Source organism: Streptomyces sp. NBC_01390, assembly GCF_045040105.1.
In the GTDB taxonomy this organism is placed as follows: Bacteria; Actinomycetota; Actinomycetes; order Streptomycetales; family Streptomycetaceae; genus Streptomyces.
Genome location: NZ_CP109551.1, coordinates 9,642,142 through 9,666,085, shown reverse-complemented (window position 1 = coordinate 9,666,085; position 23,944 = coordinate 9,642,142). Strand labels below are relative to the sequence as shown.

Here is a 23,944-nt window from a genome sequence, read left to right as displayed (position 1 = left end):
TTTCAGGGGCGCGGGGAACTGCGCGACCAGCCCCCACGGACCCGCACACGGCAACGAACCGACTACGCCGTACCAGTCAGGTGCTCCGGGCGTACCGGCGTCTTCGTCAGTTCCAGGCCCGTCGCGGCGCGGATCGCCGCCAGGACGGCCGGGGTCGACGACAGGGTCGGTGCCTCGCCGATGCCACGGAGGCCGTACGGGGCGTGGTCGTCGGCCAGTTCGAGGACGTCGACCGGGATGGTCGGGGTGTCGAGGATGGTGGGGATCAGGTAGTCCGTGAAGGACGGGTTGCGCACCTTGGCCGTCTTGGGGTCGACGACGATCTCCTCCATCACCGCGATGCCCAGCCCCTGGGTGGTGCCGCCCTGGATCTGGCCGACGACCGACAGCGGGTTGAGCGCCTTGCCGACATCCTGTGCGCAGGCCAGTTCGATGACCTTGACCAGGCCCAGCTCGGTGTCGACCTCGACGACCGCCCGGTGCGCGGCGAACGAGTACTGGACGTGTCCGAATCCCTGCCCGGTGCGCAGGTCGAAGGGTTCGGTGGGCCGGTGCCGCCACACCTCCTCGACCTCGAAGGACTCCTCGCCCAGGACGTCCACCAGGTCGGCGAGGACCTCGCCGGCGTCCGTGACGACCTTGCCGCCCTCCAGGAGCAGTTCAGCCGTCGCCCAGGCCGGGTGGTAGGAGCCGAACTTGCGGCGTCCCGCCTCCAGGACCTTCTCGCGGACCAGCTCGCACGAGTTCTTGACGGCGCCACCGGTGACGTACGTCTGCCGGGAGGCCGAGGTCGAACCGGCCGAGCCGACCCGGGTGTCGGCGGGGTGGATCGTCACCTGGGTGACGCCCAGCTCGGTGCGGGCGATCTGGGCGTGGACGGTGACGCCGCCCTGGCCGACCTCCGCCATCGCCGTGTGGACCGTGGCCACCGGCTCGCCGCCGACCACCTCCATACGTACCCGGGCGGTCGAGTAGTCGTCGAAGCCCTCGGAGAAGCCGACGTTCTTGATGCCGACCGCGTAGCCGATGCCCCGGACCACACCCTCGCCGTGGGTGGTGTTGGAGAGGCCGCCCGGCAGCTGGCGTACGTCCGCCGCCTCGCCCGCCGTCAGCCACTGCTGCTCCGGAGGCAAAGGCATCGCCTTCACTCGGCGCAGGAGTTCGGCGACCGGGGCCGGGGAGTCGACCGCCTGTCCGGTCGGCAGGAGCGTGCCCTGTTCCATGGCGTTGAGGCGGCGGAACTCGACCCGGTCCATGCCCACCGCGTCGGCGAGCTTGTCCATCTGTGCCTCGTAGGCGAAGCATGCCTGGACCGCGCCGAAGCCGCGCATCGCGCCGCAGGGCGGGTTGTTGGTGTAGAGGGCGAGGCAGTCGATCTCGACGTCGTCGACGACGTACGGGCCGGCGCCGAGCGAGGCCGCGTTGCCGACGACCGCCGGTGAGGTGGAGGCGTACGCGCCGCCGTCGAGGACGATCCGCGCCTTCAGGTGGGTCAGCTTGCCGTCCTTGGTGGCCCCGTGCTCGTAGCTGAGCCTCGCGGGGTGCCGGTGGACGTGGCCGAAGAAGGACTCGAAGCGGTTGTAGACGATCTTCACCGGTTTGCCGGTGCGCAGGGCGAGCAGACAGGCATGGATCTGCATCGACAGGTCCTCGCGTCCGCCGAAGGCGCCGCCGACACCGGACAGTGTCATCCGGACCTTGTCCTCGGGCAGGCCGAGGACGGGCGCGATCTGGCGCAGGTCGGAGTGCAGCCACTGGGTGGCGATGTACAGGTCGACGCCGCCGTCCTCCCCGGGGACCGCGAGGCCCGACTCCGGGCCCAGGAACGCCTGGTCCTGCATGCCGAAGGTGTACTCGCCGGTGACGATGAAGTCGGCGCGGGCGCGGGCGGCTTCGACGTCGCCGCGAACGATCGGTTGGCGGTGGACGATGTTGGGGTGGTCGACGTGGGCGAAGTGGCGGTCGGTGCGGTTCTCGTGGATGAGGATCGCGTCCGGCGCGGTCGCGGCGGCCTCGTCGGTGACGACCGGCAGTTCGCGGTACTCGACCTTGATCTTGGCGGCGGCTCGGCGCGCGGTCTCCGGGTGGTCGGCGGCGACGATCGCGACGGGTTCGCCGTGGTGGCGGACCTTCCCGTGGGCGAGGACCGGGGTGTCCTGGACCTCCAGGCCGTAGTTCCGCACGTCGGTCGGCAGATCGTCGTACGTCATGACGGCGTACACGCCGGGGAGCGCGAGGGCCTCGGCGGTGTCGATGGAGACGATCTCGGCGTGGGCGACCGTGGAGCGCAGGATCTGGCCCCAGAGCATGTCCTCGTGCCACATGTCGGACGAGTACGCGAACTCGCCGGTGACCTTGAGGGTGCCGTCGGGGCGGAGCGTGGACTCGCCGATGCCGCCCTTGGTCTTCGAGCCCTGGGTGACCTTGGTGGGGGTCCCGAGGGGTGCGTTCCTGCCGGGCATGTCAGACCGCCTCTCCCTGTCGGGCCGCCGCCAGCCGGACCGCGTCCATGATCTTCTCGTAGCCCGTGCAGCGGCACAGGTTGCCCGACAGCGCCTCGCGGATGTCCGCGTCGGTCGGGTTGGGGTTCTGCTCCAGCATCTCGTCGGCGGCGACCAGCAGTCCGGGCGTACAGAAGCCGCACTGGACGGCTCCGGCGTCGATGAACGCCTGCTGGATGGGGGCGAGTTCGGTGCCCTCGCCGGTCTGGGAGTCGGCGGCGCCCTTGGGCTGCCAGCGCTTGGCCGCGTCAAGTTCCGTACCGCAGGCGCCTGTTGTGCAACCGCCGTGCTCCGTACGCTGCTTGGCGTAGTCGGCGAGCCCTTCGACCGTGATGACCTCGCGCCCCTCCACCTGCCCCGCAGCGACCAGGCACGAGCACACGGGTACGCCGTCGAGCCGGACGGTGCACGACCCGCACTCGCCCTGTTCGCAGGCGTTCTTGGAGCCCGGCAGGCCGAGCCGCTCCCGCAGGACGTAGAGCAGGGACTCGCCCTCCCACACGTCGTCGGCCTCCTGGGGCCGTCCGTTGACCGTGAAACTGACGCGCATTACGCGACTCCCTCCGTGTGGGCGGCGGTGCCGCGGTACGACTCCCAGGTCCAGGTGAGCGTGCGCCGGGCCATCACGCCGACCGCATGGCGGCGGTAACTCGCGGTGCCCCGGACGTCGTCGATGGGGTTGCAGGCGCCCGCGCACAGCGCGGCGAACTGCTTGGCGACCGACGGGGTGATGATCTTCCCGTTGTCCCAGAAGCCGCCCTCCTCGAGTGCCGCGTTCAGGAACTCCTCGGCGGCCTTGGCCCGGACGGGTGTGGGCGCCGCCGAACCGATCCCCGTACGGACGGTCCGGGTCTCCGGGTGCAGCGCGAGCCCGAAGGCGCAGACCGCGATGACCATGGCGTTGCGCGTGCCCACCTTGGAGTACTGCTGGGGCCCGTCCGCCTTCCTGATGTGGACGGCGCGGATGAGCTCGTCGGGGGCGAGCGCGTTGCGCTTCACGCCCGTGTAGAAGTCGTCGATCGGGATCAGCCGCGTCCCCCGGACGGACTCGGCCTCGACTTCCGCCCCGGCGGCGAGGAGCGCCGGGTGGGCGTCACCGGCCGGGGAGGCGGTGCCGAGGTTGCCGCCGACGCCGCCCCGGTTGCGGATCTGCGGGGAGGCGACCGTGTGCGAGGCGAGGGCCAGGCCCGGCAGTTCACCGCGCAGGTTCTCCATGATCCGGCTGTACGGGACCGAGGCGCCGAGCCGCACGCTCTGCTCGCCGGTCTCCCATTCGTACAGATCTCCGACCCGGGTCAGGTCGAGGAGGTACTCGGGCCGGCGGTGGTCGAAGTTGATCTCGACCATCACGTCGGTGCCGCCCGCGATGGGCACAGCGGTGGGGTGCTCGGCCTTCGCGGCGAGCGCCTCCTCCCAGCTGGCGGGGCGAAGGAAGTCCATGACCGGCTCTTTTCCTCTTCGTCGCGTACGCGGGTGCCATTGGCTCGTTCATGCGCTGTTCACGTGCGGTGAAACCAGTACACAGGGCTGTGCCGCACCGGGGTCAGTCACGGAAACCATGAAGGAGTTGGCTGGCCAGGGCAATCGTCTTGTAGATTCGTATAAACAGGGGGCCATCGGTAACGTCTCCGATTTTCCCTGGAAACAGTGATCGCCGCGCAGGCGCGAAAGCGCGGCTCTCGGACAGAACGGCGGCGACGAGAATGCGGCTGCGCGCACTGCTGGACACGGACGCGCTGGGCCTCACGCTGCTCGGCGGCGAGGACGAGCTGGACCGCACCGTACGAGGGGTGATGACCACCGACCTCAGGGACCCCAGCCGCTATCTCTCGGGCGGCGAGCTGGTGCTCACGGGTCTGGCGTGGCGCCGGGACCCGGCGGACTCCGAGGCGTTCGTACGGCTCCTGGCGGGTGCCGGGGTCGCGGCCCTGGCCGCCGGTGAGGCCGAGCTGGGGAACATCCCGGACGATCTGGTCACGGCCTGCGCCCGGCACCGGCTGCCGCTGTTCGCGGTGCACGAGTCGGTGGCGTTCGCGTCGATCACCGAGCATGTCGTGCGGCAGGTGTCCGGTGAGCGCGCCGGAGATCTGGCGGCGGTCGTGGACCGGCACCGGCGGATGATGACCTCGGGTCCGGCGGGCGGCGGCCCCGATGTCGTCCTGGACCTGCTCGGCTCCGACCTCGATCTGCGCGCCTGGGTCCTGTCCCCGGCCGGCCGGCTCATCGCGGGCTCGAAGGTGTCCGGCCCCGCCCCGGCTCCCGGCGTCCGCGCGACGCTGGCGGCCGAGTACCTGGCGGCGGCCCGCACCGGCAGACGTGGACCCCACCGGGTGGTGGTGGGCGGCACGGCGTACTCCCTCTTCCCCGTCCGCGGCGACAGCCGCACCGGCGCCGACCAGGGCGGCTCACGGGACGTGCGCGAGACCCTGCTGTCCGACTGGCTGCTCGCCGTCGAGGCGGACGCCGGGGACTGGCCGGCGGAGCGGCTCGATCTGCTCCAGGGCGTCACCCAGCTGATCGCGGTCGAGCGCGACCGGCGCGACGCGGCGCAAACGGTACGGCGGCGGCTCGCGCAGGAGGTTCTGGAGCTGGTGCAGACGGGCGCGGCGCCCGCTGAGATCGCGGCCCGGCTGCGGGTTGCCGCGCCGGTGCTGCTGCCCGGCCTCGGAGCGGCCCCGCACTGGCAGGTCGTCGTGGCCCGCGTGGACTGGTCCGGCGGCGGGACCGAGGGCGGCCCGGTGGCCCAGGCTTTGCTGGAGGAAATCCTTGTCGACCCGCTGCTGACGGGCCCGGAGCACTCCGACCGGATCGCCGTGGCCCATACGGGGGACGAGGCGGTCGCCCTCGTACCGCTGCCGGCGGTGTCGTCGGAGCACGACGGTTCGGAGGCGGGGATCCTGGCCGAGGAGCTGCTCGCCGCCGTACGGGATCCGCTGTCGGCGGGCCTGGACGACGACGGGCGGCTGACGATCGGGGTCAGCGCGACCGTGCACTCGGCGGAGGGACTGCGCGGGGCACTGGAGGAGGCACGGCACGCCCGCCGGGTGGCCGGGGCGCGCCCCGGCCGGGTGTGTGCGGCGGGCCATCAGGAGCTGGCCTCCCATGTGCTGCTGCTCCCGTTCGTCCCGGACGACGTCCGCCGCGCCTTCACGGCCCGGCTCCTGGACCCCCTGCGGGACTACGACCGACGGCACCGGGCCGAGCTGATCCCGACGCTGGAGGCGTTCCTGGAGTGCGACGGCTCGTGGACACGGTGCGCGGCCCGGCTGCATCTGCATGTGAACACGTTGCGGTACCGGGTGGGGCGGATCGAGCAGTTGACGGGCCGGGAGCTCTCGCGTCTGGAGGACAAGCTGGACTTCTTCCTGGCGCTGCGGATGAGTTGAGGCGGCGCGGGCGTCCGACGCCCCGGGTGCGGGGCGTGCGGTCCTGGTGCGCGCCGGGTGGCGCCGGCCGCGCGGCAACCGGGGCACGCAAACTTCCCCGACTTTGTGAATTCTTTCACCTACCCCCTGGCCCGGCACCGGGATTCGTGCTGAGATGCCGCCACACTCAACAGGCTCGATGGCGTGCTCGGGGAGGGCAACGTGGCGCATACCGCCATGTCTGGTTCCGGAACGACTTCTGGTGACGATCCACTCCAGACCGCGGTATGGCGGCTGCGTTCACGCGCCTGCTGGGCGGATGCGGCGGCGCTGCTCGAACCCACCACGGCCGACGCCTCGCTCCAGCGGGCCGCGCTGCTGGTGGAGCGGTGCCTCTACACCGAGCAGGGTTGGGGGGAGGCCGAGGACGCGCTGCGTACGGCGGAGGCGGTGGCCCAGAGCGACGACGAGCGGGGCGCGGCGGCGTGCGAGCGCGGGCAGTTGGCGTACGCGTCGACGCTCCTCGGCGTACGGGACCGCGCCGACGAGGCGCGGGCCGCGCTGGGTCGGGCGGCGGCGTTGATCCCGCCGGGGGCGTCGGGGCGGGCGGTGCTGGACTTCCGGCGGGGGCTGCTGGCCGAGAACCTCGCGCGTTCTCCGCAGGCTGCGCGGGCCGCGTACCGGCGCGCGCACGCGGGGGCGACCGCGCACGCCGATCCGCTGCTGTTGTCGTTCACGTGGCGTCATCTGGCCGGACTCGCCCTGCGCGAGGGGGAGTTGGCGGAGGCGCGGCACGGGTTCAGTGAATCGCTGCGGATTCGGGAGGAGTTGGGGTATCTGGTGGGGACGGCGCCCGCGCTGGCGTCGCTCGCCGATGCGGAGTCCGAGCCGGAGGCTTCGCGGTTGCGGGCGGAGGCGGGGCGGTTGTTCCGGCTACTCGGGGGCGTTCCCACGTGGCTGGCGCGGCAGTTGGCTCCGCCGGCCGCGTCTGCGTGATCGTGTTGCTTTGCAGTGCGCCGTCCGGGCGGGGTGGTTCGGTTGGGTGGCGGGTGCGGGTGCGTTGTGGCTTGTCGCGCAGTTCCCCGCGCCCCTGAGGTCCGGTCAGCGGGCGCCGGTTGCATGGTCTCGGGTCTCAGTGGGCGTCCGGGCGGGGTGGTTCGGTTGGGTGGCAGTGCGGGTGCGTTGTGGCTTGTCGCGCAGTTCCCCGCGCCCCTGGGTGGGGTGAGTCCGGGTTGGCCGCATGGACCCGCACCCCGCTGGACAACAACGACACGTCAGTGGGCGCCTGTTACATGGTCTCGGGTCAGTGACTGGACCAGTTGTACGTCTCTTTCGATCAGGGCGTCCAGCAGGGAACCGTGGTCTGCCGCGTCTGCCATGAGGGCTGCTCGGCTGGTGTCGGTCTTCGTGTCGGCCAGGGGCCATTGGGCGCGGCGGTGGAGGTCGTCGGCGAGCTGGACGAGTTGGGTGTTGCCGGCGAGGGACAGGACCGCCCGGTGGAAGGCGCGGTCGGTCTCCGCGTAGGTGGCGCGGCAGCCGGTGGACGCCGCGCGGGCCGTCGCCTCGGCGAGGGGGCGCAGTTCCGTCCAGCGTTTGGCGGGGACCGTGGCGGCCAGGCGGAGCAGCACCGGGAGTTCGATCAGGGCGCGGATCTCGGCCAGCTCGGCCAGCTCGCGGGCGCCGCGTTCCACGACGCGGAAGCCCCGGTTGGGGACGACCTCGACGGCGCCCTCCAGCGCGAGTTGCTGCATCGCCTCGCGAACCGGCGTCGCGGACACCCCGAACCGGTCGCCCAGCGCGGGGGCCGAGTACACCTCCCCGGGCGCCAGCTCGCCCCCGACGAGCGCGGTGCGCAGGGCGTCGAGGATCTGGCCGCGTACGGAGGACCGCTGGACGACGGACCGGGTCCGGGCCGGAGGTGTCTGCGCCGGACGGGAACGGTCGGGACGGGACTGTTCCGTGCGAGGCAACGGGATCGGCTGCTCACTGTGTGTGTGCTCACCCCGGGCGCCGTCGGTCGGCGCGCTCGCGGCCTCGGTGTCTCGAGCCGCCGGACCGCTCGCCCCGGGGCGCCACCCGCGGTCCACGTCCGCCGCTGTGAGCTGCGGTGGAACGCGTACGGCGCCCGGGCGGGAGGCCGGGGCCCCGGTCTCGGTCGAGCCGTGCGCGCCCTGTGGGCCGGCGTGCTGCACGGGGGCCTCCTCCGGGCTAGATGGCACCTTGACGGCACATGGGGTCATTGCGGCGGGTTGTTACTCGCCCGTCAAGCACCATAGGCGCACATTCCGTCAGTTCAAATCCCGATTCGGGTCCGGGTTCGGATCCGGCCGGGATCCAGGCCGGATCCGGTGTTAAATCCGGATCACATCACAGGCATGATGGGTAAGGTAAGGCTTACCTTTGATCTTCGAGCGATCTATCGAGATGCGGTGGTCCCGGCATGTCCGCTCCCGTACAGACCCGGTCCGCCCTCGCGGACGCGTACGACCGGCTCGCCGAGGCCTACCCAGACGCGGCCGTCACCGAACTGGCCCCCGGACAGGCGCACCCGCGCGGCCCCGGATGGGTGCGGGTCGCCGGGCTCGCGGCCGGGGACGGCGACCTCGACTCCTTTCTCGACTGGGACGACGAGCAGGTGCTGCGGGACTACGGAGAGCGGGGCCGCCCCGACGTCGTGGCCGGTTTCGGGCTGCACCGGTACGCGTGGACCGCGTGCCTGCTGATCACCGTGCCGTGGTTCCTGCACCGCCGGGTGCCACGACTGCCTGTCGAGGACGTCTCCTACCACCGCACCGACGGGCGCTTCAGCGTCCGCACCGGCGCCTTCGCCTGTCTGCCCGGCGACCCGGCGGCGGTCCTGCCCGGCGCCCGGGTGGCCGGCGACGAGGAGGCGCTGCGCGGGGAGGTGCGGGCGGCGCTCACCGAGCACCTGGAGCCCCTGCTCGGCGGTTTCGGGCCGCGGATGCGGCGGCGCGGCCGGGCCCTGTGGAGCGTGGTGACCGACGACGCCGTGGAGGGCCTGCAGTACATAGGACAGGTCGTCGGGGAGGCGGACCGCGCGCGGCGCGAACTGGAGCTGCTGCTGCCGGGCTCGACCCGACCGTTCGTCGGATCGGCCGGCTTCCGGGAGGTGACCGGGCCGGACGGCGCCACGCTGCCCACCCGCGACCGGGCCAGTTGCTGCTTCTTCTACACGATCCGTCCCGACGAGATGTGCGACAACTGCCCCCGCACCTGCGAGAACGATCGCGACGCCAAGCTGTCGGCCGCCGCCGCGAGTTGAGGCACCCTCAGCGACGGACCCCTCCCCCCGGGGCCCGCGGGGCGTGCCGTAGGATCCCGCCGTAAGATCGCGTTCGACTGAGGCTTCCCATGGTTACGGGCACTTCACAAGTTCCTCACTTTCCGCAGGAACTTTCCGTGGAACCACCCGTACGGGTAGTCTTATTCGAACTCAACTCCCGCCCCTCAAGCGGCAGTTCGAGCAGAATGTCGCCCTGAGCATCCCCTTGCACCTCCTTAGGCGGCCTCTTGCCCCGAAACAGCCTGAGGGCTGAGGGGATTGGGCCACTATGGCGGGCGTTACGCCCTATCCCAATGCAAGGGACCCCAGATGAGACTGACCGACATATCGCTTAACTGGCTGCTTCCGGGCGCCGTACTGCTCCTGGGCGTGCTGGCGGCGGTGGCGGTGCTCGCGCGCGGCAAGCGCTCCTCCGGGGGGAAAGCCGGCGAGGACGACTCGTGGGAGCGCACCGAAGAGCGCCGCAGGCGCAAGGAAGCCATTTTCGCCTCGGCGTCCTACGTCCTCCTCTTCTGCTGTGCAGCCGTCGCCGCAGCTCTTTCCTTCCACGGACTCGTCGGCTTCGGCGAGCAGAACCTGAACCTCACCGACGGCTGGCAGTACCTCGTCCCGTTCGGTCTGGACGGAGCGGCGATGTTCTGCTCCGTGCTCGCGGTGCGCGAGGCCAGCCACGGTGACGCCGCCCTCGGTTCCCGGATACTGGTGTGGCTGTTCGCCGCCGCTGCCGCCTGGTTCAACTGGGTGCACGCGCCCCGGGGCCTCGACAACGCCGGTGCCCCTCAGTTCTTCGCCGGTATGTCCCTGTCCGCCGCGGTCCTCTTCGACCGCGCGCTGAAGCAGACCCGCCGGGCCGCCCTCCGCGAGCAGGGCCTCGTGCCGCGTCCGCTGCCGCAGATCCGTATGGTCCGCTGGGCGCGGGCGCCCCGTGAGACGTACAAGGCCTGGTCGCTGATGCTCCTCGAGGGTGTGCGCAGCCTGGACGAGGCGGTCGACGAGGTGCGCGAGGACCGGCGCCAGAAGGACCAGGCCAAGATGCGCCGTCGTGAGCAGGAGCGGGCCGAGCGCGCGCACCTCAAGGCGATCAGCCGGGGCCACCGCGGCCCGTTCGGTGGCGGCGGTGGCGGCGGTGGCCGACAGCAGGTCGAGGTGGAGCGGGCGCCCGCCCAGGTCACCTCGGAACCTGCCATATCCACCGCGGAGCAGCTGCCTCTGCGCGCCCGTCACTCCCTTCAGCCCGTCCGGGGCACCAGTGACTCGATCACTGTCGACCTGACGGCGGAGGACGACACGATGGCCCTGCCCCGCCTGGACTCCCTGGAGCGCAAGCTCCGGGACCTTGAGCAGCAGTACGGCTGAGCCGTACCGCTGAGCACGAGTTGAGCGCTGGTTGAGCGCGAACCGACATGGGGGCGTGGCCTGTTCAGGCCGCGCCCCCGTTCAGTTCGAACCACACCGCCTTGCCCACGCCGTGCGCCCGGACTCCCCACGCGTCGGCGAGGGACTCCACCAGAACGAGCCCTCTGCCATGCGTACCGTCGTCGGGGACCGGTGCGCGCAGCCTCGGCCTGCGTCCCACGAAGTCCCGTACCTCCACGCGCAGTCCGTCCGGCGAGACCGTCGCCGTCAGCACCGCGTCGCGGTCGGTGTGGACCAGCGCGTTGGTGACCAGCTCGCTGGTGAGCAGTTCCGCTATCTCCGAGCAGCCGGGCCGCCCCCAGTGCCGTAACAGCTCGCGCAGTGCCCTACGGGCCTCCGGTACCTCGCGCAGATCCGAACAGCCCAGCCTGCGCCTCATGTACGACGCCTCCCCCCGGTGCGTGCCACCGTCGTCCCCGATGGCGTTGTCGCTGTCGTTGTCGTTGTTGCCGTTCTCGGTCGTTTCCTCCGCCGTTTTCGCCGAGAAGGCCCCGATGGTTACGGGACCGCCCCCTCGCGCCTGCCTCTTCATGACCCCCGCCCGGACGCCGGTGTACTGTCCCCTCCTGATCGAACGCGTTCACGGGATCCATGCCCCCGACCTGAACACGGCAGTCATGTCGAATCCTCAACGACCGGATGTACGGGCCTGGTTGGACTGTTCCTGGCCGGATCCTGACGTCGAGGGCGCCCCCCGCACGCTGCTGGAGGGGCATTTGGAGCGGACGCTGCGGCAGTTCACGCGCCCGTCCAGGCGGGGACGGGCGCGTGCGGGCGGTGGATCGGCCGGACCGTCCAGTGCGTCCTGCCGATCCGGCCGTAGGTCACCTACCGCCGACTACCGCCGATGCCCTTCGTGCCGATGTGGATGATCCGGTGGTCGCGGTTCATGTCGACGACCAGCTTGGTGGTGCTGGTGGTGCTCCCCGAGCCCCAGGTCAGCGTGATGCCGACCTCCGTGTGATCGGAGGTGCCGTTGTCGGTCACCGTCCAGCGGAGGGGGACGTTCTGGGCGCCCAGGACGCCGTCCGCGTGGTTCTTCTCCTCCCAGCCGACCAGCTTCTTCAGATAGTCCGGGTGGATGTAGTACTTGCGCAGTTCCGCCGCGAGCTTTCCGCCTTCGCCGGGGCCGCTCTGGGCGTCGATGTAGGCGCCGTAGAAGTCGGCGATCCGCGTCACGGAGTCGGACGGGCTGCCGGCGACCGTCCGGGGCGCCGAGGCGGCTGCCTTGGCCGGGGTCGCCTCCGCCGAGGCGGTCAGCCCCAGCGGGAGGGCGGTGACGGCCGCGACACCCAGGGCGAGGGCTACGGCACGGCGGGCGGGCTTGCGAGCGATGGTGCGGCGGTTCATGTCGGTGTTCTCCCCGTGGACGATCGGTCGGTGATCGGTGGATCCGGTGGAACCGGTGGAACCGGTGGGCCGGTGGAACCGGTCGATCAGTGGAACTGGCTTGATACGACCGGTCAGTAGAGCTTGTTGACGGCCGTGGTCGTCGTCTTCTTGAAGGCCGCCACCGGGGCGCCGGCGAAGCCGCCGAGCTGGCCCCAGTCCACGACGGTGACGGTGTGGCCGTCCCGGCCGACCGACAGGAGACTGATGTCGGTGGCGCCGTAGGAGGTCTCGGTGTGCAGGCCGTAGACGTGCGCGCCCTCCTCGACCGGGAGCGTGCCGTAGTCCTTCAGCTCGGCCTCGATCTCGGGGTCGGACCCCTCGATCCGCGTCGGGCAGGAGCGGATCTCCTTGTTGAGCCGCGTCGCCAGAGCCTTGGCCTTGGCGTCGCTGCCGGCGACGATCGTGAGCTGTCGGGCGCTGGCGTCCAGGTCGGTGCGGAACGCGCGGTAGCGGGAGTCGTAGCCCGGCAGCGCCGCGCCGAGGCAGAACTTCAGCTCCTCCGGCACTCCGTCCTTGACCCGGTCCGCCGTCCAGGTGGCGCTGGGGTGCGGCGGCAGTTCGGCGGCCGAGAGGAACTTGGGCGGGGTGGGTGCGCTCACCTTTGCCGTGGCACCGGCCGGGGCCGCGAGGGCGAGTCCGGCCGCGAGGAGGGCGGTGAGTGCGGTGAGTGCGGACGCTGTGGTGGCGTGGACATCGCGAGTGGGCATGGGTGTCCCCCGTGAGTGGATGCACGACTGTGCATGGGTTCGCATGGCTGGGTGATGTCGGATGTCGCCGCGCCGGATGGTCGGTCCGGCGGCGGTCGGTGCGACGTCCACAGCATCGGCTGCCACTCGGGGCAACCGCAACCGGCGACACGCGATGCGCGACGGTGGAACCATCCCATCCCCTCTGACGTGCAGGTATATGGAGTGCCTGGGACGGCTTCCCGGGACGCGAGGATCAGAAGAGGACGGGGTCGGGTGTGTCGACGGACGACGACGTGACGGAGTTCGCGGCGCTGCTGACGCGGCTGAAGGGGCGTACGGACCGCAGTTACGGCTCACTGGCCCGGCGGCTGGCCATGAACCCCTCCACCCTGCACCGCTACTGCTCCGGCGACACGGTCCCCCTGGACTTCGCCCCGGTGGAACGGTTCGCCGCGCTGTGCGGAGCGTCGCCGGAGGAACGCGTGGAACTGCACCGCCGGTGGATCCTGGCGGTGGCGGCGCGGCAACGGACACGTACACCCGCGGAACCGACTGCTCCGGTGGAACCTCGTACGGCTGAGAAGCCGGGCAGGTTCGCGGAGCCGGGCACGTCCCCCGCAGCGAGGGGCGCCTCCGAGGGGCCGGCCGTCCCGGACGTGTCCTCCTCCGTCGGGCGTCCCCCTGCCCACCGTCCCTGGTACCGGCGACGTCGGATCGCGGTCACCACCGCCGTGGCCGGCACTCTCGTCGCCACCCTGGGCACGCTGGGCGCTCTGTCGGCCCTGTCGTCCGCCGACCGTTCCCCGTCCAAGGCGTCCCCGACCCCGTCCCACTCCCCCGTCGAGGCCACTCCCGCGCCGGTCACCTGGACCGCGAACTCCCAGGCCTGGATGCTCGGTTGCGGCCACGACTACATCATCGCCAAGTCACCGGAGCAGGTACCTCCGCCGCCGGCCGCGCAGGACGCCGCGCCCTGGGCGGCGAGCCAGCACGCGGTGCACGGCGGCGACACCAACGTCGAGATCTCGGTGCAGGGACGGACCTCGACGGCCGTGGTCCTGGAGGCGCTCCGGGTCCGGGTGGTCGGACGCGACGATCCCGCCGAGGGCACCGCCTACTCCATGGACCAGGGCTGCGGCGGCTCCATCACTCCCCGGTCCTTCTCCGTCGACCTCGACAAGGACCGGCCCGTCGCCCGCTCGGTGGCCGGGAGTGACGTGGGGACGCCGATCCCGGCGGTCCGCTTCCCCTACCGCGTCTCCGCCCAGGACCCGGAGGTGCTGCTGGTCAACGCCCGGACGGTGGCCTGCGACTGCCGCTGGTACCTGGAGCTCGACTGGTCCTCCCAGGGCCGCACCGGCACCGTCCGCATCGACGACGCCGGACGCCCGTTCCGGACCAGCGGCATCAAGGGGCTGCCCCGCTTCTGGTACTCGATGCGCGAGTGGATCCCCCGCACCGACTGAGCGGCCCCTTCCCCGATGTCCCCCTCGCGCCCGGTCACGTCTCCCAGACGGCGGCGGCCGTACGGTCGTCCGCGTACCCCTTGACCCGTACCTGGGTGTCCGCGAGGAACCCGGCGAGGCCGGGCGGGGTGCCGCCTGACCAGCGTCCCGTGAGGTACTCGCACAGCTCGGGCTCGCCCCGCAGCGGATCGGCGAGGCCGCCGGTGCACAGCAGCAGCGTGTCCCCGGGGCGGCCCACGGAGGCACGGAAACGGAAGGGTTCGCGGGGCGGTTCGGGGGCGGGCTCGTAGGGGCTGGGAGGTGTGGTGATCCCGAGGTCCATGGTCAGCCGGTCCCCGTCCGGGGTCTCGTGCGGCGGCGAACCGAAGCCGACGACGGGCTCACCGGCCGGGATCTCGGTGACCCGCGGTTCGATGTCCTGCCACTCGCCGTCCCGGAGCCGGAACAGTCCGCCCGCACCGACGCCGAAGAAGACGCGCGTACGGCAGTCGGGATCGGCGGGGAGCAGCAGGCAGCGCAGGCCCGCGGTGTACTCCTCGGGTGCGATGCCCTGCTCGGAAGCGCTCGCACGGAGCTTGCCGAGGCTGCGGTCGGTGAGCCGGTGCAGCCCCGACTTGAGATCACCGCGCCGGGCGGCACGGAGATCCTCGGCGAGCCGTACATGGCTGCGCCCCACCGCGCGCCCGATCCACTGGCAGGCCTCGGCGGCGGCCCGGTGCGCGCCGGGCGTGGCACGGGCGCCGGTCGCCATGGCGATGAGGACGAGCGCGTGGTCGCCCGCTCCGAAGCGGGCGGTGAGGAGCGAGTCGCGGCGGGGCTCGCCCCTGAAGCGTGCCGAGTCTCCGCGCAGGGAGACCGCCCGGAGCGTGCAGGCTCCGTACTGCGCCCCGTCGAGCACGGTGTCGGCGACCAGGTCTCCCAGGTCGTCGGGGTCGGCGGGCGGGAGGGCGGTGGGTTCGGGCGCGTAGGTGGGGGGACCGGTGCCGACGTGGTCGACGCCGCGTGGAGGCCCGTAGACGGTGAGGGCGGAGCTGTCCCGGGGAGCGGAGTCGACCGGGACGCCGTCCTGGACGAAATCGCCGGGAATCGCGTCGCGCGGGGGAACGGTCGCCGGGGTGGTCCGGGCGGCGTCCTTCGTCTCGGCGTCCGACGCCCGGGCGCTCTCGCCGGTCGTCCCGGCGCCCCCGTCCACGAACGCGGCGCCGAAAGCCGGCGGCTGCCCCTTGTCGCGGAAACCCGCGGGCTTGGGGCCCGGCGGGAAGCTCGCGGGACCCGGTGGCATGGCGGGCGGGGGTTCCCAGGGGGCGCGGGGCCGCCCGGAACCGCTGCTCCGAGGCGTGTCCCGGGCCCCGTGGGGGACCTCGGCGCGCGGCGGCGGCAGCGAGACCGGAGGGGATACGGGCCGCGCCGGCGGTGTCGGTGGCGGAGCCCCGGCCCCCAGGTCGTCCCACTCCTCGTAGGCCCCGGAGGCCTTGGAAGCACGAGAGGTATCCCCCGACACGGTCTCGCGCCCGAACACCGCGCCTCCTCCGTCCCGCTCCGGAACCGCGTCGACCGTGCCCGACGCCGAGGCGAACCGGTCGTCCAGGGAGTCGCCCGCGGCCGTGGGCCCGGTGTCCTCGGTGGAGTCGTCGTACAACTGCCCCCACCAGTCGTCCTCGTGACCGGTGGACCTCTCCCCCTGCTGGCTCATGCCCCCAATTGTCCACCGGATGGGCCGCTTGAAAACGGGGCATCCGGAAAATCCGGCGGGGTGTTCCGTCGTGAACGGCGTGTTCGACGGCGTGTCGGATGACATGGCGAACGTACGTACGAAACAAGTCGCCCGAAACAAGTCGCCGGGCGGCCCCACCCCCCACGGGAGAGCCGCCCGGCGACGCCGGGGTGACCTGTGCCGGTCCACTACGACCCGAGTGTGACCGGTCCACCTTGGAATCCGCTGTGATCAGCCAGCTCTCCCCTGACCTGCGGCTTCCCCCGTTCTCCGGCACCCTGGTCAGATGGGAGCGTGGGATCTCCTGCTGATCGGCCTGGTCATGCTGTTCGGTCTGTGCGGAGTTCTGGTGCCCGGGGTGCCGGGATCGTGGCTCGTGTGGGCCGCGGTCCTGTGGTGGGCGATGAAGGATCCGCAGCCCGTCTCCTGGTGGGTGCTGGTGAGCGCGACCGTCATCCTGTTCCTGTCCCAGGTGATCCGCTGGCAACTGCCTCCGCGTCGGCTGCGTGCGGGCGGCGCCACCCGCCGAATGGCGGTGTACGCCGGGGTCGGCGCCCTTCTCGGCTTCTTCCTGCTGCCCGTACTGGGCGCGTTCCCCGGCTACGTGGGCGGCGCCTATCTCCACGAGCGGCTGCGGCTCGGCCGGCGCGCCGAGGCGGTGGCGGCGGTACGGAGGGTGATGCGGGCGGGCGGCACCAGCGTCTTCATCGAACTCTTCACCTGCCTGCTGATCACTGGGGCGTGGATCGGCGCCACCCTTTGGGGCTGATTCGTCGGATCTCTGTCGTGGCCGGCCGCCGACGCCTCACAGGCTCCTGAGGTCGGCCAGGTCGATCGTGTCGGCCATGGCCCGCATACCGGCGTCGTTGAAGTGGAGGTGGTCGCCGGAGTCGTAGGCGGCGCGCATCCGGTGCGGGGACGCCGGATCGCGGACGACGGCGTCGAAGTCGACGACCTCGTCGAAGATGCCGCCGGTGCGGATGAAGGTGTTCACGTCCCGGCGTACGGATTCGCGGGCCTCGCTCCACTGGGCATAGCCGCCGAACGGGGTGATGGTGGCGCCGATGACGCGGACGCCCTGGGCGTGGGCGCGGGTCACCAGCGACTTGTACGCCTCCTTGAAGGCGCGCGGGACGGTCTGTTCGGGGGTGCCGTTGATGTCGTTGACGCCCTCGAAGACGATCAGTGCGCGCACCCCGGTCCGCGAGAGCACGTCGGCGCCGAACCGGGTCAGGGCGCGCGGGCCCACGCCGTCCAGGAGGACGCGGTTGCCGGAGATTCCCGCGTTGAGGACGCCGAGGCGGCGGGCCTCGGGCAGTGCGGCGAGCCGGTCGGCCAGGCGGTCGGGCCAGCGTCGGTTGGCGTCGGTGGTCGAGCCGCCACCGTCGGTGAGGGAGTCGCCGAGCGCGACCACACTCCCGGCGGCGGGTGCGTCGAGGACGTCCACACCGGTGACGTAGTACCAGGAGCTGAGGGTCTTGGTGTAGGCGTCGCCGTCCGTCATGGCGGCCCAATTCCCCTTGGTCGCAAGGAAGTTGGTCTGCTTGGCCGTACGGTGGTAGGTCGCCGGGCCGGAGTTGCCCGGGGTGTGGACGGTGACGAGCAGATTGGCACGGGCCGGCACCGCGAGTGTCACGGTGTCGGTGACCCGGTCCTCGCCCGCCGGGATCGTCACGGTGGGGGCACCCGCGAAGGTGGCCGTACGCATCGAGCCGGGTACGGCGTCCGGGCTCTTCGGTTCGCCGGGTTCCTGGAGGGCGACGGTGACGGCGCCGAGGCGGAGGGGCTGGGTGCCGAGCCGGTTGGTGAGACGGACGCGCAGCGCGCTGCCGCCGACGCTGAGATGCAGGACGTTGCGGTAGGTGGCGTCGGGCCTGGCCGCGACGGTGCCGGAGGCGGCGGCCTCCCAGGTTCCGGTCCAGACCCGCGGAACAGGCGTTTCCAGTACGGGCGAAGGGGAGAGGGAGGAAGGGGGAACCGGGGGCGGGGCGGGGGTGCTTCCCGGGTCGGCTCTCGCTGCGGGCGGGGCGAGCGCCAGGGCGGTCACGAGGGCCGCGAGGATGTGCCGAACCATGATCGCGCGGGTCATGTGCGCATGGTTCCCCGGCCGGTCTCTCGTGCCACCGCGATGTCACACCCATGGCGGCACGCACGTACGTTCGCACATACACCCGCGTTTCCGCTGCGCCTGCCGGGACCGCCGTGTTTGGCTTCCGGTATGACCGAATTCAGCGCGGCCGAGCGTGCCTACCTGCGGACCCAGCGCCTGGGACGGCTGGCCACCGTCGACCCCCAGGGCCAGCCGCAGGCGAACCCCGTCGCCTTCTTCCCGCAGGACGACGGGACGATCCTGATCGGCGGCTACTCGATGGGCTCCACCAAGAAGTGGCGCAACCTGGAGAGGAACCCGAAGGTCGCCCTGGTCGTCGACGACGTGGTGAGCGTGCACCCCTGGAAGGTGCGCGGCGTCGACATCCGGGGTGAGGCGGAACTCCTCACGGGGCCGCACGAGTTGGGCCCGCACTTCAGCGACGAGGTGATCCGGGTCCACCCGAGGCGGATCCACAGCTGGGGCCTCGAGGAGGACTGACGTGCGTCACCGTCACGGGGTGAGCGGGACGCCCTCCAGGCCGAGCAGATGTCGCTTGCGGTCGAGGCCGCCCGCGTACCCCGTGAGGGAGCCGTCCGCGCCGATCACCCGGTGGCAGGGCCGGACGACGAGCAGCGGGTTGGCGCCGATCGCACCACCGACGGCCCGTACGGCGGCCCTGGGGGCCCCGATCCGCGCGGCGATCTCGCCGTACGTCGTGGTGCTGCCGTACGGCACCGCGTCGACGGCGTCCCAGACCCGCTGCCGGAAGTCGGTCCCGGTGCTCCGCGACTCCAGCCGGAACTCGGTGAGTTCACCGGCGAAGTAGGCGGCGAGCTGTGCCTGCGCCGTCCGGAAGGGCCCGGGATCGTGCCGCCAGCCCTCCTCGGCACTCCGGACGACCTGTCCGCCCTTCTGCCCGGGCACGGAGAGCGAGGTCAGCACGCCCGACTCGTCGGCGGTCAGGAGGAGTTGACCGAGGGGACCGTCGAGGAAGGTCCAGTAGGTGGTCGTGGGAGCGGCCGTGGCTGTCGTCATGGTGCGGGCTCCCGGTCGGCGGCGTACCTGGTGTTCTGGTCGGTCACGCTGTCCAGTCTGGGGTACGCCGGAAGGTGCCGCTGGCGGCTTTCCGACGCGACGTTCTCCACCGGCAGCGGCAGGCACCGGGGACCCGGGGCAGCTGCGGCGGCGTGGCCGGGGGCCCGGGGCAGCGCGCCCCGGACCCCCACCACGCCACCGACCCGCCGTATCCCTATCGCTGACGCCCCCGCTTCGCCTCCATCGCCGCCCTGCCCTCCGCCCCCTTCTTCTTCCAGTCCTTGCGGATCTCCGCCCGCAGCCGCGCGTCGGTCTTGGCGACGATGTACTGGTTCTCCCGCAGCAGCTTGCGGTAGCTGTCGAGGCGCCGCTGGGCCAGCGCGCCCGAGTCGAGCGCCTCCAGCACCGCGCACCCGGGCTCCGCCGTGTGGGCGCAGTCCAGGAAGCGGCACCCGGCGGCCAGTTCCTCGATCTCGGCGAAGACCTGCCCGACGCCGGTGCCGGCGTCCCACAGGCCGACGCCACGAAGCCCCGGTGTGTCGATCAGGACTCCCCCGCCGGGCAGGGCGAGCAGGTTGCGGGTGGTCGTGGTGTGCCGGCCTTTGCCGTCGGCGTCACGGGTGGCCTGGACCTCCATGACGTCGACGCCGAGCAGCGCGTTCGCGAGCGTCGACTTGCCCGCGCCGGACTGCCCGAGCAGCACGGCCGTACCGCCGGAGACGACGGCCGCGAGGACGTCGATGCCGTCGCCGTTGTTGGAGCTGACGGTGAGCACCGGCACCCCGGGCGCGGTGGCCTCCACGTCCTCGACGAGATACGAGAGGGTCGTGGCGTCCGGTACGAGGTCCGCCTTGGTGAGCACCACGACGGGCTGCGCACCCGATTCCCAGGCCAGCGCCAGGAACCGTTCGACGCGGCCGAGGTCCAGTTCCACGGCCAGTGACACGGCGACGATGGCGTGGTCGACGTTGGCCGCGAGGATCTGGCCCTCGGAACGCTTGGACGAGGTGGACCGTACGAACGCGCTCCGGCGTGGCAGATACGTACGGACGTATCGGGGATCGCCGACGGGTTCGACGACCGCCCAGTCGCCCGTGCACACGACCTTCAGCGGGTCGTGCGGGGTGACGAACGCGGTGTCGGCGCGCAGCACACCGTCCGCGGTGGCGACGTCGCACTGGCCGCGGTCGACGCGGATCACCCGCCCCACGAGCAGCCCTTCGGCGGCGTAGGGGGCGAACTCGGCGGCCCAGGCGTCGTCCCAGCCGTAGGCGGCGAGCGCGGGGAACGACGCCGACGAGGTGGAACGAGGTGAAGAAGATGATGCGGATGAAGCTGATGAAGCCGAAAGCGAAGTCAAGGGAGACCCTTCACAAGGGTGGCCCCGGCACGCGCACTTGGGCGCGAAGGAAGTGGAAGGTCAGCCGGTGGCCACGGAGGTGGACTTGATGAACTCCTGGATGCGGGCAACGCCCATCGCAAAGACAGTCATCGGGTCACACCTCCTCGTATCGCTCGATCGGCAACGGCCGTGAACGGCCGGTGAAGGCCGTCACGGAAAGCTCTTTCACTCTAGGCGCGCACCCGGTCTCGACGCCACCCGATATCCGGCTGAACAACTGGGGCCCCACCAGCCGTAACTGATCTGTGTGGCGGTTGGGAGACCGCACCGAGCGAAGGAGCACACCATGAAGGCGACCGCGCAGATCGGCGTCACCGGCCTTGCGGTGATGGGCCGGAATCTGGCCCGGAACTTCGCCCGGCACGGTTACACCGTGGCCCTCCACAATCGGACCCCCGCCAGGACCAAGGCGCTGGTCGAGGACTTCGGGCACGAGGGCGACTTCGTACCCGCCGAGACCGCCGAGCAGTTCGTGGCGGCGCTGGAGCGCCCCCGGCGGCTCATGATCATGGTGCAGGCCGGCGCGGCCACCGACGCGGTGATCGACGAGTTCGCCGCGCTCCTTGAGCCCGGCGACATGATCATCGACGGGGGCAACGCCCACTTCGCCGACACCCGCCGCCGGGAACTGGCCCTGCGCGGGCTCGGTATCCACTTCGTGGGGGTGGGTGTCTCGGGCGGCGAGGAGGGCGCGCTGAACGGGCCGAGCATCATGCCCGGCGGCTCCGTGGCGGCGTACAACGCGCTCGGGCCGATATTCGAGACGATCAGCGCCAAGGTGGACGGCGAGCCCTGTGTCACCCATGTCGGCACGGACGGCGCCGGGCACTTCGTGAAGATGGTGCACAACGGCATCGAGTACGCCGACATGCAGCTGATCGGCGAGGCGTACCACCTGCTGCGCCAGGTCGGTGGCTATGAGCCGGCGCGGATCGCCGAGATCTTCCGCCAGTGGAACAAGGGGCGCCTCGACTCCTACCTGATGGAGATCACCGCCGAGGTGCTCGCCCACACCGACGCCTCCACGGGCAGACCCTTCGTGGACGTGGTGGCCGACTCCGCCGGCCAGAAGGGCACCGGCCGCTGGACCGTACGGACCGCCCTGGACCTCGGTTCCCCGGTCACCGCCATCGCCCAGGCCACCTTCGCCCGTGCCGCCTCGGGCCAGCGGGCCCTGCGCGCCGCCTATCGCGAGCTGCCGGGTGGCACCGACCGGGACCTCACCGCGTACGAGGCGGAGCGCTTCGCCTGCCTGGTCGAGCACGCCCTGTACGCGTCGAAGCTCATCGCCTACGACCAGGGCTGGAAGATGATCCTGGACGCGTCGGCGGAGTACGGCTGGGACATCGACCTCGGCGCGATAGCGAGGATCTGGCGTGGCGGCTGCATCGTCCGCGCCGCCTTCCTCGACCGGGTCCGGGCCGCCTACGCCGCCGATCCCTGCCGGGTCACCCTGCTCACCGAGGACGGTTTCGCGGGCGAGATCGCCGACGCCCAGGTGCCCTGGCGCGAGGTCGTCGCCGCGGCCGCCCGGCACGGGGTTCCGGTCCCGGCCTTCTCCGCCGCCCTGTCGTACTACGACACCCTGCGCACCGAGCGCCTCCCGGCCGCCCTCACCCAGGGCCAGCGCGACTACTTCGGCGCCCACACCTATCGGCGTACCGACCGTGAGGGCCGCTTCCACACGCTCTGGGAGCGGGCGGACCGGAGCGAGACCGAGGTGATCTGACCTCGCCGGGCCCGCATCGCGAACGGGCCGGCCACGCCCGCGGCGGCACCGCCGGGTGTGGCCGGCCCGGGGCCGCGTACGAACGGCTCAGATCGTGCAGCGGCTGCCGTTCAGGGTGAAGTCGAACGGGTCCTTGTTGCTGCCCTGCCAGCTGGCGAGGAAGCCGAAGGAGACCGTGCCGTCGGCCGCGACGGACCTGTTGTAGTCGGCGGCCGTGGCCGTGACGCGGGCGCCGTCCTGGGCGAAGCTCGCGTCCCACATCTGGCCGACCTGCTGGCCGTCGCGGAAGCTCCAGGCGATGCGCCAGCCGTCGATGGCCTTCGCGGTGGTGACCCTGATGGTGGCCTGGAAGCCGTCGGGCCACTCGTTGACGAGGTCGTACTCGACCTCGCAGGTCGCCGCTTCGCTCTTGTCGGGGCTCGGTTTCGGCGCCTCGCTCCGCGCGGCGGCCGTGGCCGTGCCCTGGGGTTCCGTGTCGGAATTGTCGGACCGGGTCGGGGATGCGGCCGGGTCGGACTTCGGGGGAATCGCGGACGGGGTGGCACCCGCCGGGACGGTGAGGCCGGACGGCAGGACGGACGCCGGGTCCATCACGGGCTTGCCGTCGGTCATGCCGCGCCGTGCGGCGTCGTCGCCCGAGCCGTCGAACGGCATCATGGAGACCGTGAGCGCGAGCCCGGAGACGATGACGGCCGCGACCAGGATCGCCGTACGGCCGATGCGCGGGCGCGACTCCCCCATGGTGAGACCGGTGTTGAAGCCGGCCTCACCGCGCCCGCCGAGCAGGCCCGCCTCGGCCGCGCGGCGGCGCCGTTCCAGGTAGGCGAGCCCGCCCCAGCCGATGACGCCGCCGGCGAGCGCGGCCGGCAGTCCGCCGATCCCGCCGTACAGCCGGAGGCAGGCGGCGGCCTCGGCGCACTCCACGCAGGTCGCGAGGTGGCGGGAGAGGTCCTCGGGGACCTCGGCGCCCTGCGAGCGGGTGACCGCGTCGAGCAGCCGGGCGAAGCGGCGGCAGTCGGGGCTCATCGGGGTGTCGAGGAGGTTGCGCTGGCAGCGGTCCCTGAACAGGACGCGTACCTGGGCGAGTTCCTCGGCGGCGCTCTCCGGGTCGAGGCCGAGCCGGCGGGCCACCTGGGGCAGCGGCAGCGCCTCCACCTCGGCCAGCCAGAGCAGGGCGGCGTCCGGTTCCTGCATGTCGCGCAGGGCGCGCAGGGCGAGCGGGCGGCGCAGTGGGGGGCCAACGTACCGGGCGGCCTTGTCGGAGTTGAGCCACAGTCGCAGGTCGGGGTCGAGGTGGTTGCCCTGCCCGTTCTCCTCCCAGGACGTGGCGGTGCTGCGAACCGCCGCGAGCAGCAGGGGTATCCAGGGCAGGCGGGGTATGCGGCGCCCGGTGTTGCGGGCGCCGAAGTCGGCGGCCCGGGCCGCGTGGATACCGTGTCTGAACGCCTCGGCGGCCAGTTCGGTGCCGGCGGACGCGCCGGACGTGCACAGGTCGGCGTACGAGAGGACCGCGTCCCAGCACTCGGAGAACAGCGCTGCTTCGGCGGCGTCCTGAGGGGTCGGCAGATCTGGCATATGGGGGGACTCCAGCATCAACGGCTTGCACACGCCAACGTCAAGGTCAAGATCGAACGCCAACTGCCCCCAGGAACAGGGGAGTTGGGGAACGTTTTCCAGAACCGAGCCCCGAGCTTTTCACGTATCCCGCACAACTGACAAGCGACGTATTCACATGTCGGCACATGTCAACGCGGCTCGCCGTACGGGGGTCGTGAGGTGAGCGGAACGACGTGCGGGTTCTCAAGCCCCCATACGGGCCACGACGCCGTTCCGTTCAGT

The 23,944-nt window shown here is 71.8% G+C and carries 20 protein-coding genes; 8 read left to right on the top strand and 12 right to left on the bottom strand.

Annotated elements, in window-relative coordinates; genetic code table 11:
- Positions 1 to 62 precede the first annotated feature (62 nt).
- The 3 genes from OG241_RS43320 to OG241_RS43310 are packed head-to-tail and all read right to left on the bottom strand — an operon-like array spanning position 63 to position 3,941.
- Positions 63 to 2,462, bottom strand: a complete 2,400-nt coding sequence (locus tag OG241_RS43320; protein ID WP_405823662.1) for a xanthine dehydrogenase family protein molybdopterin-binding subunit — start codon at positions 2,460 to 2,462, stop codon at positions 63 to 65.
- 1 nt (position 2,463) lies between these two features.
- Complete coding sequence (locus OG241_RS43315; RefSeq protein ID WP_405823660.1) at positions 2,464 to 3,051, bottom strand: (2Fe-2S)-binding protein; 588 nt, start codon at positions 3,049 to 3,051, stop codon at positions 2,464 to 2,466.
- Positions 3,051 to 3,941, bottom strand: coding sequence for an FAD binding domain-containing protein (locus OG241_RS43310; RefSeq protein WP_405823659.1), 891 nt, complete (start codon positions 3,939 to 3,941; stop codon positions 3,051 to 3,053). Before OG241_RS43310 ends, OG241_RS43315 begins: the two co-directional genes overlap by 1 nt.
- 263 nt (positions 3,942 to 4,204) lie before the next feature.
- On the opposite strand from OG241_RS43310, the gene OG241_RS43305 reads away from it, so the two are divergent.
- The gene (locus OG241_RS43305) at positions 4,205 to 5,887 is read left to right on the top strand and encodes a PucR family transcriptional regulator (RefSeq protein ID WP_405823657.1); all 1,683 of its coding nucleotides are present in this window, start codon (positions 4,205 to 4,207) and stop codon (positions 5,885 to 5,887) included.
- A 201-nt stretch (positions 5,888 to 6,088) separates the two neighbouring features.
- The gene (locus OG241_RS43300; protein ID WP_405823655.1) at positions 6,089 to 6,862 is read left to right on the top strand and encodes a hypothetical protein; all 774 of its coding nucleotides are present in this window, start codon (positions 6,089 to 6,091) and stop codon (positions 6,860 to 6,862) included.
- A gap of 278 nt (positions 6,863 to 7,140) precedes the next feature.
- Here OG241_RS43300 and OG241_RS43295 read toward each other — a convergent pair whose 3' ends face one another.
- Positions 7,141 to 8,058, bottom strand: coding sequence for a GntR family transcriptional regulator (locus tag OG241_RS43295; RefSeq protein ID WP_405823653.1), 918 nt, complete (start codon positions 8,056 to 8,058; stop codon positions 7,141 to 7,143).
- Between the two features lie 248 nt (positions 8,059 to 8,306).
- Here OG241_RS43295 and OG241_RS43290 point away from each other — a divergent pair, with 248 nt between their 5' ends.
- Positions 8,307 to 9,149 (top strand): (2Fe-2S)-binding protein, encoded by an 843-nt coding sequence (locus OG241_RS43290; RefSeq protein ID WP_405823651.1) that lies wholly within the window; start codon positions 8,307 to 8,309, stop codon positions 9,147 to 9,149.
- Positions 9,150 to 9,479: 330 nt separating this feature from the next.
- Positions 9,480 to 10,526 carry a DUF2637 domain-containing protein gene (locus OG241_RS43285; protein ID WP_405823649.1) on the top strand — a complete coding sequence of 349 codons (1,047 nt, stop codon included), beginning with the start codon at positions 9,480 to 9,482 and terminating at the stop codon, positions 10,524 to 10,526.
- 64 nt (positions 10,527 to 10,590) lie between these two features.
- On the opposite strand, the gene OG241_RS43280 is transcribed toward OG241_RS43285, so the two are convergent.
- The 3 genes from OG241_RS43280 to OG241_RS43270 all read right to left on the bottom strand — a co-directional run bounded on the left by OG241_RS43280 (position 10,591) and on the right by OG241_RS43270 (position 12,685).
- Entirely contained in the window at positions 10,591 to 10,965 is a 375-nt protein-coding gene (locus OG241_RS43280) for an ATP-binding protein (protein WP_405826750.1), read from the bottom strand.
- A gap of 449 nt (positions 10,966 to 11,414) precedes the next feature.
- A complete protein-coding gene (locus OG241_RS43275; protein ID WP_405823647.1) occupies positions 11,415 to 11,936 on the bottom strand; it encodes a hypothetical protein in 522 nt (173 codons plus the stop codon).
- A gap of 113 nt (positions 11,937 to 12,049) precedes the next feature.
- A complete protein-coding gene (locus OG241_RS43270; protein WP_405823645.1) occupies positions 12,050 to 12,685 on the bottom strand; it encodes a hypothetical protein in 636 nt (211 codons plus the stop codon).
- A gap of 257 nt (positions 12,686 to 12,942) precedes the next feature.
- Here OG241_RS43270 and OG241_RS43265 point away from each other — a divergent pair, with 257 nt between their 5' ends.
- Positions 12,943 to 14,133, top strand: a complete 1,191-nt coding sequence (locus OG241_RS43265) for a helix-turn-helix domain-containing protein (protein WP_405823643.1) — start codon at positions 12,943 to 12,945, stop codon at positions 14,131 to 14,133.
- A 34-nt stretch (positions 14,134 to 14,167) separates the two neighbouring features.
- On the opposite strand, the gene OG241_RS43260 is transcribed toward OG241_RS43265, so the two are convergent.
- On the bottom strand, positions 14,168 to 15,826 hold the full coding sequence (locus OG241_RS43260; RefSeq protein WP_405823641.1) for a protein phosphatase 2C domain-containing protein: 1,659 nt from the start codon (positions 15,824 to 15,826) through the stop codon (positions 14,168 to 14,170).
- 307 nt (positions 15,827 to 16,133) lie between these two features.
- Here OG241_RS43260 and OG241_RS43255 point away from each other — a divergent pair, with 307 nt between their 5' ends.
- Positions 16,134 to 16,616: a DUF456 domain-containing protein gene (locus OG241_RS43255; RefSeq protein ID WP_405823639.1), complete on the top strand. Its 483-nt coding sequence runs from the start codon at positions 16,134 to 16,136 to the stop codon at positions 16,614 to 16,616.
- A gap of 36 nt (positions 16,617 to 16,652) precedes the next feature.
- Here OG241_RS43255 and OG241_RS43250 read toward each other — a convergent pair whose 3' ends face one another.
- The gene (locus OG241_RS43250; protein WP_405823637.1) at positions 16,653 to 17,936 is read right to left on the bottom strand and encodes an SGNH/GDSL hydrolase family protein; all 1,284 of its coding nucleotides are present in this window, start codon (positions 17,934 to 17,936) and stop codon (positions 16,653 to 16,655) included.
- 129 nt (positions 17,937 to 18,065) lie between these two features.
- On the opposite strand from OG241_RS43250, the gene OG241_RS43245 reads away from it, so the two are divergent.
- Positions 18,066 to 18,437, top strand: a complete 372-nt coding sequence (locus OG241_RS43245) for a PPOX class F420-dependent oxidoreductase (RefSeq protein ID WP_405823635.1) — start codon at positions 18,066 to 18,068, stop codon at positions 18,435 to 18,437.
- 12 nt (positions 18,438 to 18,449) lie between these two features.
- Here the strand turns inward: OG241_RS43245 and OG241_RS43240 are convergent, their stop codons facing one another.
- On the bottom strand, positions 18,450 to 18,974 hold the full coding sequence (locus tag OG241_RS43240) for a methylated-DNA--[protein]-cysteine S-methyltransferase (RefSeq protein ID WP_405823633.1): 525 nt from the start codon (positions 18,972 to 18,974) through the stop codon (positions 18,450 to 18,452).
- Between the two features lie 214 nt (positions 18,975 to 19,188).
- Positions 19,189 to 20,334: a ribosome small subunit-dependent GTPase A gene (rsgA, locus tag OG241_RS43235; RefSeq protein WP_405823632.1), complete on the bottom strand. Its 1,146-nt coding sequence runs from the start codon at positions 20,332 to 20,334 to the stop codon at positions 19,189 to 19,191.
- A gap of 328 nt (positions 20,335 to 20,662) precedes the next feature.
- Between rsgA and gndA the strand changes: the two genes are divergently transcribed.
- A complete protein-coding gene (gndA, locus tag OG241_RS43230; RefSeq protein ID WP_405823630.1) occupies positions 20,663 to 22,105 on the top strand; it encodes an NADP-dependent phosphogluconate dehydrogenase in 1,443 nt (480 codons plus the stop codon).
- Positions 22,106 to 22,192: 87 nt separating this feature from the next.
- On the opposite strand, the gene OG241_RS43225 is transcribed toward gndA, so the two are convergent.
- Positions 22,193 to 23,680 carry a cellulose binding domain-containing protein gene (locus tag OG241_RS43225; protein ID WP_405823629.1) on the bottom strand — a complete coding sequence of 496 codons (1,488 nt, stop codon included), beginning with the start codon at positions 23,678 to 23,680 and terminating at the stop codon, positions 22,193 to 22,195.
- Positions 23,681 to 23,944 lie beyond the last annotated feature (264 nt).

Coding starts and splice junctions, on each gene's coding strand:
- OG241_RS43320 (WP_405823662.1), bottom strand. CDS start 2,462: ATGCCCGGCAGGAACGCACCCCTCGGGACCCCCACCAAGGTCACCCAG.
- OG241_RS43315 (WP_405823660.1), bottom strand. CDS start 3,051: ATGCGCGTCAGTTTCACGGTCAACGGACGGCCCCAGGAGGCCGACGAC.
- OG241_RS43310 (WP_405823659.1), bottom strand. CDS start 3,941: ATGGACTTCCTTCGCCCCGCCAGCTGGGAGGAGGCGCTCGCCGCGAAG.
- OG241_RS43305 (WP_405823657.1), top strand. CDS start 4,205: ATGCGGCTGCGCGCACTGCTGGACACGGACGCGCTGGGCCTCACGCTG.
- OG241_RS43290 (WP_405823651.1), top strand. CDS start 8,307: ATGTCCGCTCCCGTACAGACCCGGTCCGCCCTCGCGGACGCGTACGAC.
- OG241_RS43285 (WP_405823649.1), top strand. CDS start 9,480: ATGAGACTGACCGACATATCGCTTAACTGGCTGCTTCCGGGCGCCGTA.
- OG241_RS43280 (WP_405826750.1), bottom strand. CDS start 10,965: ATGAGGCGCAGGCTGGGCTGTTCGGATCTGCGCGAGGTACCGGAGGCC.
- OG241_RS43275 (WP_405823647.1), bottom strand. CDS start 11,936: ATGAACCGCCGCACCATCGCTCGCAAGCCCGCCCGCCGTGCCGTAGCC.
- OG241_RS43270 (WP_405823645.1), bottom strand. CDS start 12,685: ATGCCCACTCGCGATGTCCACGCCACCACAGCGTCCGCACTCACCGCA.
- OG241_RS43260 (WP_405823641.1), bottom strand. CDS start 15,826: ATGAGCCAGCAGGGGGAGAGGTCCACCGGTCACGAGGACGACTGGTGG.
- OG241_RS43255 (WP_405823639.1), top strand. CDS start 16,134: ATGGGAGCGTGGGATCTCCTGCTGATCGGCCTGGTCATGCTGTTCGGT.
- OG241_RS43250 (WP_405823637.1), bottom strand. CDS start 17,936: ATGACCCGCGCGATCATGGTTCGGCACATCCTCGCGGCCCTCGTGACC.
- OG241_RS43245 (WP_405823635.1), top strand. CDS start 18,066: ATGACCGAATTCAGCGCGGCCGAGCGTGCCTACCTGCGGACCCAGCGC.
- OG241_RS43240 (WP_405823633.1), bottom strand. CDS start 18,974: ATGACGACAGCCACGGCCGCTCCCACGACCACCTACTGGACCTTCCTC.
- gndA (WP_405823630.1), top strand. CDS start 20,663: ATGAAGGCGACCGCGCAGATCGGCGTCACCGGCCTTGCGGTGATGGGC.
- OG241_RS43225 (WP_405823629.1), bottom strand. CDS start 23,680: ATGCCAGATCTGCCGACCCCTCAGGACGCCGCCGAAGCAGCGCTGTTC.